The sequence below is a fragment of the Pseudomonas sp. RV120224-01b genome (assembly GCF_003208145.1).
Classification (GTDB): Bacteria; Pseudomonadota; Gammaproteobacteria; order Pseudomonadales; family Pseudomonadaceae; genus Aquipseudomonas; species Aquipseudomonas monteilii.
The window spans coordinates 178,831-193,687 of record NZ_QKMQ01000010.1; the positions used below are offsets into that span (position 1 = coordinate 178,831).

13 protein-coding genes are annotated in these 14,857 nt (G+C 63.7%); 10 read left to right on the forward strand and 3 right to left on the reverse strand.

The features are described from left to right. Window positions 1–58 precede the first annotated feature (58 nt). Window positions 59–571, reverse strand: a complete 513-nt coding sequence (locus N436_RS17210; RefSeq protein ID WP_105946900.1) for an RNA polymerase sigma factor — start codon at window positions 569–571, stop codon at window positions 59–61. A 245-nt stretch (window positions 572–816) separates the two neighbouring features. Beyond that, window positions 817–1,818 (reverse strand): type I glyceraldehyde-3-phosphate dehydrogenase, encoded by a 1,002-nt coding sequence (gap, locus tag N436_RS17215; RefSeq protein ID WP_110741603.1) that lies wholly within the window; start codon window positions 1,816–1,818, stop codon window positions 817–819. A 264-nt stretch (window positions 1,819–2,082) separates the two neighbouring features. On the opposite strand from gap, the gene edd reads away from it, so the two are divergent. The 10 genes from edd (at window position 2,083) to N436_RS17265 (ending at window position 13,968) form a co-directional block, all read left to right on the forward strand. Beyond that, window positions 2,083–3,909 carry a phosphogluconate dehydratase gene (gene edd, locus N436_RS17220; RefSeq protein WP_110741604.1) on the forward strand — a complete coding sequence of 609 codons (1,827 nt, stop codon included), beginning with the start codon at window positions 2,083–2,085 and terminating at the stop codon, window positions 3,907–3,909. Continuing rightward, window positions 3,906–4,868 (forward strand): glucokinase, encoded by a 963-nt coding sequence (locus tag N436_RS17225; RefSeq protein WP_110741605.1) that lies wholly within the window; start codon window positions 3,906–3,908, stop codon window positions 4,866–4,868. Before edd ends, N436_RS17225 begins: the two co-directional genes overlap by 4 nt. Before the next feature lie 85 nt (window positions 4,869–4,953). Beyond that, complete coding sequence (gene gltR / locus N436_RS17230) at window positions 4,954–5,679, forward strand: two-component system response regulator GltR (RefSeq protein ID WP_016713090.1); 726 nt, start codon at window positions 4,954–4,956, stop codon at window positions 5,677–5,679. Then, complete coding sequence (locus tag N436_RS17235; protein WP_105946895.1) at window positions 5,660–7,114, forward strand: ATP-binding protein; 1,455 nt, start codon at window positions 5,660–5,662, stop codon at window positions 7,112–7,114. Before gltR ends, N436_RS17235 begins: the two co-directional genes overlap by 20 nt. A 145-nt stretch (window positions 7,115–7,259) precedes the next feature. Beyond that, window positions 7,260–8,546 (forward strand): ABC transporter substrate-binding protein, encoded by a 1,287-nt coding sequence (locus tag N436_RS17240; RefSeq protein WP_110741606.1) that lies wholly within the window; start codon window positions 7,260–7,262, stop codon window positions 8,544–8,546. Window positions 8,547–8,706: 160 nt separating this feature from the next. Continuing rightward, window positions 8,707–9,615 (forward strand): carbohydrate ABC transporter permease, encoded by a 909-nt coding sequence (locus tag N436_RS17245; RefSeq protein ID WP_019098213.1) that lies wholly within the window; start codon window positions 8,707–8,709, stop codon window positions 9,613–9,615. Beyond that, on the forward strand, window positions 9,608–10,453 hold the full coding sequence (locus tag N436_RS17250; protein ID WP_105946893.1) for a carbohydrate ABC transporter permease: 846 nt from the start codon (window positions 9,608–9,610) through the stop codon (window positions 10,451–10,453). Before N436_RS17245 ends, N436_RS17250 begins: the two co-directional genes overlap by 8 nt. 3 nt (window positions 10,454–10,456) lie before the next feature. Beyond that, window positions 10,457–11,611 (forward strand): ABC transporter ATP-binding protein, encoded by a 1,155-nt coding sequence (locus N436_RS17255; protein WP_110741607.1) that lies wholly within the window; start codon window positions 10,457–10,459, stop codon window positions 11,609–11,611. Window positions 11,612–11,652: 41 nt separating this feature from the next. Then, window positions 11,653–12,996, forward strand: a complete 1,344-nt coding sequence (locus N436_RS17260; RefSeq protein ID WP_110741608.1) for a carbohydrate porin — start codon at window positions 11,653–11,655, stop codon at window positions 12,994–12,996. Window positions 12,997–13,113: 117 nt separating this feature from the next. Continuing rightward, window positions 13,114–13,968 carry a D-hexose-6-phosphate mutarotase gene (locus N436_RS17265; RefSeq protein WP_104834050.1) on the forward strand — a complete coding sequence of 285 codons (855 nt, stop codon included), beginning with the start codon at window positions 13,114–13,116 and terminating at the stop codon, window positions 13,966–13,968. Here N436_RS17265 and hexR read toward each other — a convergent pair. Then, window positions 13,961–14,824: a DNA-binding transcriptional regulator HexR gene (gene hexR, locus N436_RS17270; protein WP_169774905.1), complete on the reverse strand. Its 864-nt coding sequence runs from the start codon at window positions 14,822–14,824 to the stop codon at window positions 13,961–13,963. The genes N436_RS17265 and hexR overlap by 8 nt on opposite strands. Between the last annotated feature and the right edge of the window lie 33 nt (window positions 14,825–14,857).

Genomic DNA, 14,857 nt, shown 5'->3' on the forward strand with positions numbered 1-14,857 from the left:
ATCAAGGCTAAGGCGGGGTGTGGCAAGGGCTTTGCGTAACCGCCGGGCAGCGGTCGGCTCACTTGAGGCGGTCGGCGACACCCATGCAGATCGCCATGATCAGTTTCAGCTCCTTCTGCACCGTGCTGGGCGACACATTCAGCTGTTCGGCGATTTCCAGGTAGGTGGCGCCATGCAGCCGGCTGAGGATGAAGATGCGCTGCTGGCGCTCGCTCAGCTGGTTGAGGCTGATGCTGAGTTGCTTGAGCAGTTGCTCGGCATGGGCGGCGTCCTCGCTGCTGGTGGCGGGGGCAGCCACACTGTGCAGGACCTCGTCGGGCACGTCGTCGACCAGCATCCGTGCCTGCACCCGGCGTGCGCGCAGATGGTCCAGTGCCAGGTTGCGCGCGGTCTGGAACACGAACGGCTCGATATGCTCGATGGGCCGCTCGCCCAAGGCGCGGGACACCCGCAGGTAGGTTTCCTGCAGCAGGTCCTCGGCCGTGCTGGGGTTACCGACCATGCGTTGCAGGGTGCGCAGCAGGGTAAGGCGCTGGACGAGGAAGACGGAGTTGAACCGGGACTGACTCACGGGGGGACCTGGTCGACGAAAGGTTAATGATAATGCTTATCATCTGTGCCGAAGGTCAAGTGTGGAAGTGTTAGGAAAAGGTAAAGATTGTGAGTCACGAGTCTTGCACGGTCCCCTGTAGGAGCGGCCTTGTGTCGCGATGGGCCGCAAAGCGGCCCCGACAATTTGTGCTGGAACCGAGATTTCGGGGCTGCTGCGCAGCCCATCGCGACACAAGGCCGCTCCTACAGGGCGCGTGCCAAATCTTAGCCTGCCCGGCACAACGCCAGGCAGTTATCCAGCATCCGGTTGCTGAACCCCCACTCATTGTCATACCACGCCAGCACCTTGAGCATGCGCCCGTTGGCACGGGTATGGTTGGCATCGAAAATGGACGACAGCGGGTTGTGGTTGAAGTCGCAGGAAACCAACGGCAAGGCGTTGTAGCCCAATACCCGGGAATGCTTGCTGGCTTCAAGGAACAGCTGGTTGACCTGCTCGGCGGTAGCCTCGCGCTTGAGGTTGACGGTGAGGTCCACCAGCGACACGTTGATCACCGGCACCCGCACCGCCATGCCGGTCAGCTTGCCGGCCAGTTCCGGCAGCACCAGGCCCACGGCCTCGGCAGCGCCGGTCTTGCTCGGGATCATCGACTGGGTGGCCGAACGCGCACGGTACGGGTCGCTGTGGTACACGTCGGTCAGCACCTGGTCGTTGGTGTAGGCGTGAATCGTGGTCATCAGGCCCTGCTCGATGCCGAACTCGCGGTGCAGCACCTGGGCAATCGGCGCCAGGCAGTTGGTGGTGCAGGAGGCGTTGGAAATGACCTGGTGCGAAGCACGCAGGATGTCATGGTTGACCCCGTACACCACGGTGGCATCGGCACCCTTGGCCGGCGCCGAAACAATCACCTTGTCAGCCCCTGCGGCCAGGTGTGCAGCGGCCTTGGCACGGTCGGTGAACAGCCCGGTGCATTCGAACACCACGTCGATCGCCTCGGCCTTCCAGGGCAGTTCGGCCGGGTTGCGGATGGCACTGACCGCGATACGGTCACCATTGACCGTCAGGCTTTCGTGGTCGGCCTCGACCGTGGCGTCGAAGGTGCCGTGCACGCTGTCGTACTTGAGCAGGTGGGCATTCATGGCGCTGTCGCCCAGGTCGTTGATGGCGACGACCTGCAGGTCCTGGCGGTAGCCTTGGGTATACAGTGCGCGCAGGACGTTGCGCCCGATGCGGCCGAATCCATTGATGGCGATGCGTAGGGTCATGGCAGTACCTCTGGCAGTCCGAGTGAAACCTGTGGCAAAAAGGAGCTTCACTGAAACGGTTTTGTTGTTGGAATTACAAGATTATTCACTGGATGATAGAAAACAAGCCTTTTTAGTGGCAGTATTTTGTTTAAACATACAACGAGTGGTCGGGCGATGTGCCTCCACCGATGCAGCGGGCTCCTTACCTTGAGCCTAGGCCGCAATCGTTTGGAGGGGAAATGCCTGGTAAACCGCCCTTACAATTAGCCTGGAGTCCAGTACATGCATCCGCGCATCCTTGAGGTCACCCAACGGCTGGTCGAACGCAGCCGTGCCACCCGCGAACGCTACCTGCAGCTGATTCGCGGTGCGGCCAGTGAAGGCCCCATGCGTGCCAGCCTGCAGTGCGCCAACTTCGCCCATGGCGTGGCCGGTTGCGGCAGCGAGGACAAACAGACCCTGCGCCTGATGAACGCGGCCAACGTGGCCATCGTCTCGGCCTACAACGACATGTTGTCTGCCCATCAGCCGTACCTGCACTTCCCCGAGCAAATCAAGCAGGCCCTGCGCGAAGTCGGCTCGGTCGGCCAGTTTGCGGGTGGCGTGCCGGCCATGTGCGACGGCGTGACCCAGGGCGAGCCAGGCATGGAGCTGGCCATCGCCAGCCGCGAAGTCATCGCCATGTCCACTGCGGTAGCGCTGTCGCACAACATGTTCGACGCGGCGCTCATGCTGGGCATCTGCGACAAGATCGTCCCCGGGCTAATGATGGGGGCGCTGCGCTTCGGCCACCTGCCGACCATCTTCGTCCCTGGCGGGCCGATGGTGTCCGGCATCTCCAACAAGCAGAAAGCCGACGTGCGTCAGCGCTATGCCGAAGGCAAGGCCAGCCGTGAAGAGCTGCTGGAGTCGGAGATGAACTCGTACCACAGCCCTGGCACCTGCACCTTCTACGGCACCGCCAACACCAACCAGCTGGTGATGGAAGTGATGGGCCTGCACCTGCCGGGTGCTTCGTTCGTCAACCCGTACACGCCGCTGCGCGACGCCCTTACCGCCGAGGCCGCGCAGCAGGTCACGCGCATGACCAAGGCCAGCGGCAGCTTCATGCCGCTGGGTGAAATCGTCGACGAGAAGGCGCTGGTCAACTCCATCGTCGCCCTGCACGCCACGGGCGGCTCGACCAACCACACCTTGCACATCCCGGCGATTGCCCAGGCGGCAGGTATCCAGCTGACCTGGCAGGACATGGCCGACCTCTCCGAAGTGGTGCCGACCCTGTCCCACGTCTACCCCAATGGCAAGGCCGACATCAACCACTTCCAAGCTGCCGGTGGCATGGCCTTCCTGATCCGCGAGCTGCTCGATGCCGGGCTGCTGCACGAAGACGTCAACACAGTGGCCGGCTATGGCCTGCGCCGCTACACCCAGGAACCGTTCCTCGACAACGGCAAGCTGGTGTGGCGCGAAGGGCCGCTGCAGAGCCTGGACGAAAGCATCCTGCGCCCGGTGGCGCGGCCGTTCTCGGCCGAAGGCGGCCTGCGGGTGATGGAGGGCAACCTGGGCCGTGGCGTGATGAAGGTGTCTGCCGTGGCACCTGAGCACCAGGTGGTCGAGGCCCCGGCGCGGGTGTTCCACGATCAACAGTCGCTGGCCGACGCGTTCAAGGCCGGCGAGCTGGAACGTGACTTTGTCGCGGTGGTGCGTTTCCAGGGCCCGCGTTGCAACGGCATGCCCGAACTGCACAAGCTCACGCCGTTCCTCGGGGTGTTGCAGGACCGTGGCTTCAAGGTGGCGCTGGTCACCGACGGGCGCATGTCCGGTGCCTCGGGCAAGATCCCGGCTGCGATCCACGTATGCCCCGAAGCCTATGATGGCGGCCCGCTGGCGCGGGTGCGCGATGGTGATATCGTGCGGGTCGACGGTGTCGAAGGCACGTTGCGGGTGATGGTATCGGCCGAAGAACTGGCCAGCCGCGACCTGCCGCCAGCGCCTCAGGGCAACGACCTGGGTTGCGGGCGTGAGCTGTTCGGCTTCATGCGCATGGCGTTCAGCCCGGCAGAGCAGGGCGCAAGCGCCTTCACCTCGGCCCTGGAGAACCTCAAATGAAGGACCTGCTGGTTGGCGACATCGGCGGCACCAATGCCCGTTTTGCGTTGTGGCGTGACAACCAGTTGCATGAAGTCAAAGTCTTCGCCACGGCGGATTACACCAGCCCGGAGCAGGCCATCGAAGCCTATCTGCAAAGCCAGGGCATTGCCCGCGGCGGCCTGGCGGCGGTATGCCTGGCAGTGGCCGGGCCGGTCGATGGCGACGAATTTCGCTTCACCAACAACCACTGGCGCCTGAGCCGCGCGGCCTTCTGCAAGACCTTGCAGGTCGAGCGGCTGTTGCTGATCAACGATTTCACGGCCATGGCGCTGGGCATGACTCGCCTGCGCGAGGGCGAGTTCCGCGAAGTGTGCCCAGGCCAGGCTGACCCGTCACGGCCGGCGCTGGTGATCGGGCCCGGTACGGGGCTGGGTGTGGGTTCGCTATTGCGCCTTGGCGAACAGCACTGGCAGGCCTTGCCGGGGGAGGGCGGGCATGTCGACCTGCCGGTGGGCAATGCCCGCGAAGCGGCGATCCATCAGCAAATCCATGGCCAGATCGGCCATGTCAGCGCTGAAACTGTGCTCAGTGGTGGCGGCTTGGTGCGCCTGTATCAGGCAATCTGCGCGCTGGACGGCGACACACCCAGGCACACAACCCCGGCGCAGGTCACCGATGCCGCATTGGGCGGCGAGCCGCGGGCGCTGGCGGTGGTCGAACAGTTCTGTCGGTTCCTTGGGCGTGTGGCCGGTAACAATGTGCTGACGCTGGGCGCACGGGGCGGGGTTTATATTGTTGGCGGCGTGATCCCGCGCTTTGCCGAGTTGTTTTTGCGCAGTGGGTTTGCGGCGAGTTTTGCAGACAAAGGCTGTATGAGCGGCTACTTCGCTGGCGTGCCGGTGTGGCTGGTGACGGCGGAGTTTTCCGGGTTGCTTGGGGCCGGGGTGGCCCTGCAGCAAGCGTTGGATCACAACTAGGTGAAATGGGGCTGCGCAGCAGCCCCAGAAGGCAACACCCGACAGCAGGCAAAAAGACCTGTAACCAACAAGAGGAAGGACCACCTTGAGCACTGCCGGCAAATCGATCCTGATGGTCGACGACGACCAGGAAATCCGCGAACTGCTGCAAACCTACCTGAGCCGCTCCGGTTTCCAGGTGCATGCCGAAGCCGACGGCGCAGGCTTTCGCCGCGCCCTGGAAAGCACCCCCTTCGACCTGGTCATCCTCGACGTCATGCTCCCTGACGAAGACGGCTTCAGCCTGTGCCGCTGGGTACGCCAGCACCCGCGTCAGGCGCGGGTGCCGATCATCATGCTCACGGCCAGTTCCGATGAAACCGACCGGGTCATTGGCCTGGAGCTGGGCGCCGACGACTACCTGGGCAAACCCTTCAGCCCTCGCGAACTGCAAGCGCGAATCAAGGCCCTGCTGCGCCGCGCCGAATTCGGCACGGCGGCACCCGGCAATGCCGTGCTGGCCTTCGATGACTGGCGCCTGGACACGGTCAGCCACCGGCTGTTCCATCGCGACGGCGAAGAGGTGATTCTGTCGGGCGCCGACTTTGCCCTGCTCAAGCTGTTCCTCGACCACCCGCAGCAGATTCTCGACCGCGACACCATCGGCAATGCCACCCGTGGCCGCGAGCCCATGCCGCTGGACCGCATTGTCGACATGGCGGTCAGCCGCTTGCGTCAGCGCCTGCGCGATACCGAAAAACCACCCCGGCTGATCCGCACGGTGCGCGGCAGTGGCTACCTGCTGGCGACGCATGTCTGCAATGCGCCCTGAGCGGCACTGGCGCTTGCTGCCGCGTTCGCTGCTGGGGCGCATGCTGCTGCTGACCCTGTTGGTGGTGCTGCTGGCCCAGGGGCTGTCGAGCATCATCTGGGTGGCCCAGCTGCGTGCCAGCCAGCTGCAGGGCCTGCGTGCCAGCGCCAGCAGCCTGGCCCACTCGATGAGCGCCAGTGTCAGTTACTTCCGTTCGCTGCCGGTGGCCTACCGGCCCATGGTGCTCGACCAGTTGCGCAGCATGGGGGGGACGCGCTTTTTCGTGTCACTCAATGCCAAACCCCTGGATATGCCGGTGCTGCCCGTTACCCCGCGCAAGCAGGCGGTGATCGATGTGTTCCAGCAGGTGCTGCATGAGCGCCTGGGTTCGCAGATGGACATTTCCGTGGAATTCGTCGGGCCCGATGACCTGCGCATCTTCAACAGCGGCCTGAAGCTCGACGAGCTGCCACGTTCCTGGGCGCATTACTCGTTGACCCTGGAACCGCTCAACCCGCCGGTGCTGGTAACGCAGATCCGCCTGGGCGAGGGCGAGTGGCTGTACATCGCCTCGCTGCTGCCCGAACCCTACACCAGCCTTGAGGCCGAACGCCTGCCTCGCCAGCAGATCGGTTTCATCGTGCTCACCACGGCCTTGCTGTTGTTGTTCATCGGCTTGCTGGTGCACTGGCAAAGCTGGCCGCTCAAGCGCCTGGCGCGGGCCGCGCGGGAGATGTCGCTGGGCGCCGATGTGGCGCCGGTGGCCGAAGGCGGTGGCAGCGAGGTGGTCGAGGTGGGTCGGGCGTTCAACAGCATGCGCGAGCGCATCAGCCGCTACCTGACGGAGCGCAGCCAGCTGTTCAGCGCCATTTCACATGACCTGCGCACCCCGATTACGCGCCTGCGCCTGCGCGTCGAACTGCTGGAAGACGAACACTTGCAGGCCAAGTTCAGCCAGGACCTGGATGAACTGGAACTGCTGGTCAAAGGCGCCTTGCAGTGTGTGAAAGACACCGACATCCACGAAAACATCGAGCCGGTGGACCTCAACCAGGTGCTGGAAATCCTGGCCGAGCCCTACCTGCGCGATGGCCGTATCACGGTTGAGGGCCGCGCGCTGGCGCCATACCCCGGCAAACCGCTGGCGCTGCGCCGCTGCATCGGCAACCTGATCGACAACGCCATCAAGTACGGCGAGCGGGCACGGTTGCGCATCATCGACAGTGCCGAGGGTTTTGTGCTGCAGGTGGACGATCAGGGGCCGGGCGTGCCGCAGCAGCAGCTGGAGCAGGTGTTCGAGCCGCATTTCCGTCTGGCCGCGCAGCAGCAGGGTTATGGGCTGGGGCTGGGGATTGCCCGCAACATTGCCCACAGCCATGGGGGTGAGGTGAGCCTGCTGAACCTGAGGGAGGGTGGTTTGCGGGTGACCTTGTATCTGCCGCGTGGCTTGGAGTGAGTCTGTGTATGGCGTGTGCCGGCAATGTAACCAAACGATGACATTCACGCATCGCTTCGTTACCTGGCGAGGTGGGCAGGCTGTTTAGACTTCAAGCAACGCAAGCGCTCGACTTGCACGGCATAACAACAAGAAAGGTGCTTCGATGAATTCCACGCTCCGGCTCGCTGCCGCAATCTCCCTGGCTTCCCTACTCCCGCTCAGTGCCCAGGCTGCCGAACCCAAAGGCACTGTCGAAGTCGTGCATTGGTGGACTTCGGGGGGTGAAAAAGCTGCTGCCGATGTGCTCAAGGCCCAGGTCGAAAAAGACGGCTTTACGTGGAAAGATGGTGCTGTCGCGGGTGGTGGCGGTGCCACGGCCATGACCGTGCTCAAGAGCCGCGCCGTGGCCGGCAACCCACCGGGTGTCGCGCAGATCAAAGGGCCTGACATCCAGGACTGGGCGGCCACCGGCTTGCTCGATGGCGATGTGCTCGAGGACGTGGCCAAGGCCGAACAGTGGGACACACTGCTCGACAAGAAAGTCGCCGACACCGTGAAGTACGACGGTAATTACGTCGCCGTACCGGTAAACATCCACCGTACCAACTGGCTGTGGATCAACCCGGAAGTCTTCAAGAAGGCCGGCATCGACAAGGCGCCCACCACCCTCGACGAATTCTACGCCACCGCCGACAAGCTCAAGGCTGCCGGCTTCATCCCGCTCGCCCATGGCGGCCAGCCATGGCAGGACAGCACCGTGTTCGAAAGCGTGGTGCTGTCGGTAATGGGCACCGACGGCTACAAGAAGGCCATGGTCGACCTCGACAGCGCCGCGCTGACCGGCCCGGACATGGTCAAGGCGTTGACCGAGCTGAAAAAGGTCGCCACCTACATGGACCCGGACGGCAAAGGCCAGGACTGGAACCTGGAAGCGGCCAAGGTCATCAACGGCAAGGCCGGCATGCAGATCATGGGTGACTGGGCCAAGAGTGAGTGGACCCTGGCGAAGAAAACCGCCGGCAAGGATTACCAGTGCGTGCCGTTCCCCGGCACCGAAAAGGCCTTCCTCTACAACATCGACTCGCTGGTGGTGTTCAAGCAGAACAACCCCGGCACGGCTGCCGGCCAGCAGGACATTGCCCGCAAGGTGCTGGGCGAGGACTTCCAGAAGGTCTTCAGCACCAACAAAGGGTCGATCCCGGTGCGCAACGACATGCTGGCCGACATGGGCAGGTATGGCTTTGATGCCTGCGCGCAGGCGTCTGCCAAGGACTTCCTGGCGGATGCCAAAACCGGCGGCCTGCAGCCAAGCATGGCGCACAACATGGCCACCACGCTGGCCGTGCAGGGCGCGTTCTTCGATGTGGTGACCAACTACATCAACGACCCCAAGGCCGACCCGGCCGATGCGGCGAAGAAGCTGGCGGCGGCGATCAACGCCGCCCAGTAACGATCTGATGGCCTCATCGCCGGCAAGCCAGCTCCCACAAGGTATTCACTGCATCTGAATACTGTGGGGTACCTGTGGGAGCTGGCTTGCCGGCGATAGGGCCAGTACAGACAACACAAAAGGCAGTGCCCCACACTGCCCGGGCTCTGGGTACCACATCATGACCACAACAACCGCCCAACTGCGGGCCTCACCCCTAGACGCGCTTCAGCGCTGGCTGCCCAAACTGGTGCTGGCGCCCAGCATGTTCATCGTCCTGGTGGGCTTCTACGGCTACATCCTCTGGACCTTCGTGCTGTCCTTCACCACCTCGACCTTCCTGCCCACCTACAAATGGGCCGGCCTGGCGCAATACGCCCGGCTGTTCGACAACGACCGCTGGTGGGTGGCCAGCAAGAACCTGCTGCTGTTCGGTGGCCTGTTTATCGCCATCAGCCTGGCCATCGGTGTGTTGCTGGCGGTGCTGCTGGACCAGCGCATCCGCCGCGAAGGCTTCATCCGCACCATTTACCTCTACCCCATGGCGCTGTCGATGATCGTCACCGGCACCGCCTGGAAGTGGCTGCTCAACCCCGGCATGGGCCTGGACAAGCTGCTGCGCGACTGGGGCTGGGAGGGCTTTCGGCTGGACTGGCTGATCGACCCCGACCGGGTCGTGTACTGCCTGGTGATCGCGGCCGTGTGGCAGGCCTCGGGCTTCATCATGGCGATGTTCCTGGCCGGCCTGCGCGGTGTCGACCCTTCGATCATCCGCGCGGCGCAAATGGATGGCGCCAGCATGCCGCGCATCTACTGGACCGTGGTACTGCCCAGCCTGCGCCCGGTGTTTTTCAGTGCGCTGATGATCCTTTCGCACATCGCCATCAAAAGCTTCGACCTGGTGGCGGCGATGACCGCTGGCGGCCCGGGTTACTCATCCGACCTGCCTGCGATGTTCATGTACGCGTTCACCTTCAGCCGCGGCCAGATGGGCATGGGCTCGGCCAGTGCCATTCTCATGCTCGGGGCGATCCTGGCGATCCTCGTGCCTTACCTGTACTCGGAGCTGCGGAGCAAACGCCATGCATAGCCCTGTCGAAAAGCCCGTGCTCAGCATGAGCCGTATCGCCATCCATGCGGTGCTGCTGCTGGCCGTGGCGCTGTACCTGGTGCCGTTGGTGGTGATGCTGCTGACCAGCTTCAAGACCCCGGAAGACATCAGCACCGGCAACCTGCTGAGTTGGCCGCAGGTGATGACCGGCATTGGCTGGGTCAAGGCCTGGGGCACGGTCAGCGGTTACTTCTGGAACTCGATCATGATCACTGTGCCCGCAGTGCTGATTTCCACCACCATTGGGGCGTTGAACGGCTATGTGCTGTCGATGTGGCGCTTTCGCGGCTCGCAGCTGTTCTTCGGCCTGCTGCTGTTCGGCTGCTTCCTGCCGTTCCAGACCGTGCTGCTGCCCGCCTCGTTCACCCTCGGCAAGCTCGGCCTGGCCAGCACGACTGGCGGCCTGGTGCTGGTGCACGTGGTCTATGGCCTGGCCTTCACCACGCTGTTCTTCCGCAACTTCTACGTGAGCATCCCCGATGCGCTGGTCAAGGCTGCACGCCTGGACGGTGCCGGCTTCTTCACCATTTTCCGCCGCATCATCCTGCCGATGTCCACGCCCATCATCATGGTCTGCCTGATCTGGCAGTTCACCCAGATCTGGAATGACTTCCTGTTCGGCGTGGTGTTCTCCAGTGGCGACTCGCAACCGATCACCGTGGCCCTGAACAACCTGGTCAACACCAGCACCGGGGCCAAGGAATACAACGTCGACATGGCGGCGGCGATGATCGCCGGCCTGCCAACCCTGCTGGTCTATGTGGTGGCAGGCAAATATTTCGTGCGCGGGCTGACGGCCGGCGCGGTCAAGGGGTAAGCCATGGCAACGCTCGAACTTCGCAATGTGAACAAGACCTACGGCAGTGGCCTGCCAGACACCCTCAAGGACATCCAGCTGTCGATCAGGGATGGCGAGTTCCTGATCCTGGTCGGCCCCTCGGGCTGCGGCAAGTCAACCTTGATGAACTGCATTGCCGGCCTGGAGCAGATCACTGCCGGTGCGATTCTCATCGACGAGCAGGACGTCAGCGGCATGAGCCCCAAGGACCGCGACATCGCCATGGTGTTCCAGTCCTACGCGCTGTACCCGACCATGAGCGTGCGCGAGAACATCGAGTTTGGCCTTAAGATCCGCAAGCTGCCCCAGGCCGCCATCGACGAAGAGGTGGCGCGGGTGGCCAAGCTGCTGCAGATCGAACACCTGCTGGCGCGCAAGCCGGCGCAGCTGTCCGGTGGCCAGCAGCAACGGGTAGCCATGGGCCGTGCGCTGGCACGGCGGCCGAAGATCTACCTGTTCGACGAACCGCTGTCCAACCTCGATGCCAAGCTGCGCGTCGAGATGCGCACCGAAATGAAGCTGATGCACCAGCGCCTGAAAACCACCACCGTGTACGTCACCCATGACCAGATCGAGGCCATGACCCTGGGCGACAAGGTGGCGGTGATGAAGGACGGCATCATCCAGCAGTTCGGCACCCCCCAGCAGATCTACAACGACCCGGCCAACCAGTTTGTCGCCAGCTTCATCGGTTCGCCGCCGATGAACTTCATTCCGGTGCGCCTCACGCAGCAGGAGGGGCGCTTGTTGGCCGTGCTCGACAGCGGCCAGGCACGCTGCGAGCTGCCCTTGGGCGTAGCCGGTGACGAACTGGAGGGCCGCGAGATCATCCTCGGCATCCGCCCCGAGCAGATTGCCTTGGGCACCGTCGAGGGCAACGGCCTGCCGGGCATTCGTGCCGAGGTGCAGGTAACCGAGCCCACCGGGCCGGACCTGCTCGTATTCGTCACCCTCAACCAGACCAAGGTGTGCTGCCGCCTGGCGCCCGATGTGGCGTGCCGGGTGGGGGACACCCTCAACCTGCAATTCGACCCGGCCCGGGTGCTGCTGTTCGATGCCGGCACGGGCGCGCGCCTGCACCCGGCCAGCCCAGGCGCAGCGGTGAAGGACAACGTGGCTCACTTCAAAGGCCGTTGACTCGTCTACACCATCAATAAGAAAAAAGAGGACGCAAAGGGATGGAACAGCGCAAACGCATCAGGACATTGGGCTCGCTGGCTTTGCTCGCCGTTGTCGGCAGCAGCGGCGCGCAGGCTGCCGAGGCCTTTTCCAGCGAATCGAAATGGATGACCGGCGATTGGGGCGGCACCCGCACCGAGCTGCTGGAGAAGGGCTACGACTTCACCCTCGACTACGTCGGCGAGGTGGCTGGCAACCTGCACGGCGGCTACAACGACGACAAGACGGCGCGCTACAGCGATCAGTTTGCCCTTGGTGCACACCTGGACTTGCAAAAGATCCTTGGCTGGCACGATGCCGAGTTCAAGCTGGCGATCACCGAGCGCAGTGGCCGCAACCTGTCCAACGACCGCATCAGCGACCCGCGCGCCGGGCAGTTCAGTTCGGTGCAAGAGGTGTGGGGCCGTGGCCAGACCTGGCGCCTGACCCAGATGTGGATCAAGCAGAAGTACTTCGATGGCGCGCTGGATGTGAAATTCGGGCGCTTCGGCGAGGGCGAGGACTTCAACAGCTTCCCCTGCGACTTCCAGAACCTGGCCTTCTGCGGCTCGCAGGTGGGCAACTGGGTGGGCGGCATCTGGTACAACTGGCCGGTCAGCCAGTGGGCGCTGCGGGTGAAATACAACATCACCCCGGAATTTTTCGTGCAGGTCGGTGCCTTCGAGCAGAACCCCTCCAACCTGGAAACCGGCAACGGCTTCAAGCTCAGCGGCAGCGGTACCAAGGGTGCGATCCTGCCGGTAGAGGCGGTGTGGTCGCCCAAGGTCAACGGCCTGCCGGGTGAGTACCGCCTGGGGTACTACTACAGCACGGCCAAGGCCGACGATGTGTTCGACGACGTCAACGGCAACCCGCAGGCGTTGAGCGGCGAGGCCTTCAAGTCACACTCCAGCAAGCATGGCTGGTGGGTGGTGGCGCAGCAGCAGGTCACTGCACAGGCGGGTGACGTCAACCGTGGCCTTAGCCTGTTCGCCAACTTCACCGTGCACGACAAGGCCACCAACGTGGTCGACAACTACCAGCAGATGGGGCTGGTCTACAAAGGCGCCTTCGATGCCCGGCCCAAGGATGACATCGGCTTCGGCGTGGCGCGTATTCATGTGAATGACGACGTGAAGAAGCGTGCCGAACTGCTCAATGCCCAGAGCGGTATCAGCGATTACGACAACCCAGGCTTCGTGCCGCTGCAGCGCACCGAGTACAACGCCGAGCTCTATTACGGCTTCCACGTCACCAACTGGCTGACCGTGCGGCCCAACCTGCAGTACATCAAGAGCCCTGGCGGGGTGGACGAGGTGGACAACGCGCTGGTCGCAGGTTTGAAGATTCAGTCGTCATTCTGAGGGCAATTGTTGTAAATTTACGCCAATCCCTTTTCGGTTCCCGGCACCCACTGGCCTGCAGTGGGTGTCAGGGATAGGCCGAGACAGCGCTATCTCAAACAACAAGAGCTCTGAACCATGCCCGAACATCCGCTCCATCGCTTCTTTTCCTCGCAGCGGCCCAGGCCGACATTCGAGTGGGAGCGTTACCAGCAGCGCGATGTGCTGATCATCGATCACCCCCGTTGCCAGGCGGTATTCAGCCGCCAGGGCGCGCAACTGCTGCACTTTCAGCCAGCGGGTGAGCGCCCTTGGCTGTGGTGCGCCGAGCAGTGGCCGCAGGTGGGGGCGATCCGTGGTGGCGTGCCGGTGTGCTGGCCGTGGTATGGCCGCCACCCCAGTGAGGATTTGTGGCCAGCCCATGGCTGGGCACGGTTGCTGGACTGGAAGCTGGTGGACAGCCGCGAGGACGAGGAGGGCGTGACCCTGAAGTGGCGGCTGGACCTGTGTGACTGGCAGGTAGACCTGCATGCCCGGCTGGGTAGCCGCATGGAACTGAGCCTGAGCACCGAGCATCAGGACAGCGAACCCTGCCAGTTGAGCCATGCGCTGCTGGCCTACTGGCGCATCAGCGACGTGTCCGAGATAGCGCTGTCCGGGCTTGAGGACATCGAAGGTTACGACCGCTTGAACCGCCAGGCCTGCCGAGAAGATGGCGCGCTGAAGCTCAAGGGGGGCTGCCAGAAGGTCTACCCCGGCACACCGCGTGTGCAACTGCAGGATCCGGCCTGGCAGCGTGAGCTATGCATCGATACGGGTGACAGCGACGACACCGTGGTCTGGCACCCGGGCAACCGCCCGTTGATGGGCGTGACCGGCCGCGAAACTCAGCATTTTGTTTGCGTCGAGGCGGCCAGCGGCAGTGGCGAGGGCCTGAGCCTGGCGCCGGGGCAGCGTGCCCACCTGCGCTTGCAGGCGCACCGGCTCAGTTGAGTTCGTCGTCCTCGATCGGGTAGCGGCTGGCGTTCAGGCTTTCCTTGATCTTGCGCAGGTGTGGCTGGAAGTCCACGCCGCGGCGCAAGGTCATGCCGGTGGCCAGCACATCGAGCACCGTCAGCTGGATGATCCGCGAAGTCATCGGCATGTAGATGTCGGTGTCTTCCGGCAGCGGAATGTGCAGGCTCAGGCTGCAGGCGTTGGCCAGTGGCGAGCCGGCGGCGGTCAGGCCCAGTACCGAGGCGCCGTTTTCACGGGCCAGGCGGGCCACTTCGACCAGTTCGCGGGTGCGCCCGGTGTAGGAAATGATCACGAACAGGTCGCCGGTGTGCGCCACCGAGGCCAGCATGCGCTGCATCAGCACGTCAGCATGGGCCGACACGGCCAGGTTGAAGCGGAAGAACTTGTGCTGTGCATCCAGGGCTACCGGCGCCGAGGCGCCCAGGCCGAAGAAGTGGATCTGCCGGGCCTGGATCATCATGTCCACGGCGCGGCTGACCTGTTGCGGGTCCAGTTGCTGGCAGGCGCTGTCGAGCGAGGCGATGGCACTGGCGAAGATCTTCTGGGTGTAGGCGGCCGGGTCATCGTCGGCCTCTACTGCGCGGCTGACGTAGGCGGCGCCGCTGGCCAGGCTCTGTGCCAGCTGCAGCTTCAGTTCGGGGTAGCCGCTGACGCCGAACGAGCGGCAAAAGCGGTTGACGGTCGGTTCGCTGACCTTGGCCGCCTGGGCCAGCGCAGCAATGCTGAAACGGGTGGCTTGTTGCGGGTTGAGCAGGATGACTTCGGCGACTTTGCGTTCGGCCTTGTTCAGCTCGTCGAGGCGTCCCTGGATCTGCTCCAGGAGGTTTCGCACGCGGTCCATGGGTGTGTCCTTGGGTCGGGAAGA

Excerpts from the sequence above, each read along its gene's own strand:
- gap (WP_110741603.1), bottom strand. The coding sequence starts at position 1,818 with ATGACCCTACGCATCGCCATCAATGGATTCGGCCGCATCGGGCGCAAC.
- edd (WP_110741604.1), top strand. The coding sequence starts at position 2,083 with ATGCATCCGCGCATCCTTGAGGTCACCCAACGGCTGGTCGAACGCAGC.
- N436_RS17225 (WP_110741605.1), top strand. The coding sequence starts at position 3,906 with ATGAAGGACCTGCTGGTTGGCGACATCGGCGGCACCAATGCCCGTTTT.
- N436_RS17235 (WP_105946895.1), top strand. The coding sequence starts at position 5,660 with ATGTCTGCAATGCGCCCTGAGCGGCACTGGCGCTTGCTGCCGCGTTCG.
- N436_RS17240 (WP_110741606.1), top strand. The coding sequence starts at position 7,260 with ATGAATTCCACGCTCCGGCTCGCTGCCGCAATCTCCCTGGCTTCCCTA.
- N436_RS17245 (WP_019098213.1), top strand. The coding sequence starts at position 8,707 with ATGACCACAACAACCGCCCAACTGCGGGCCTCACCCCTAGACGCGCTT.
- N436_RS17250 (WP_105946893.1), top strand. The coding sequence starts at position 9,608 with ATGCATAGCCCTGTCGAAAAGCCCGTGCTCAGCATGAGCCGTATCGCC.
- N436_RS17255 (WP_110741607.1), top strand. The coding sequence starts at position 10,457 with ATGGCAACGCTCGAACTTCGCAATGTGAACAAGACCTACGGCAGTGGC.
- N436_RS17260 (WP_110741608.1), top strand. The coding sequence starts at position 11,653 with ATGGAACAGCGCAAACGCATCAGGACATTGGGCTCGCTGGCTTTGCTC.
- N436_RS17265 (WP_104834050.1), top strand. The coding sequence starts at position 13,114 with ATGCCCGAACATCCGCTCCATCGCTTCTTTTCCTCGCAGCGGCCCAGG.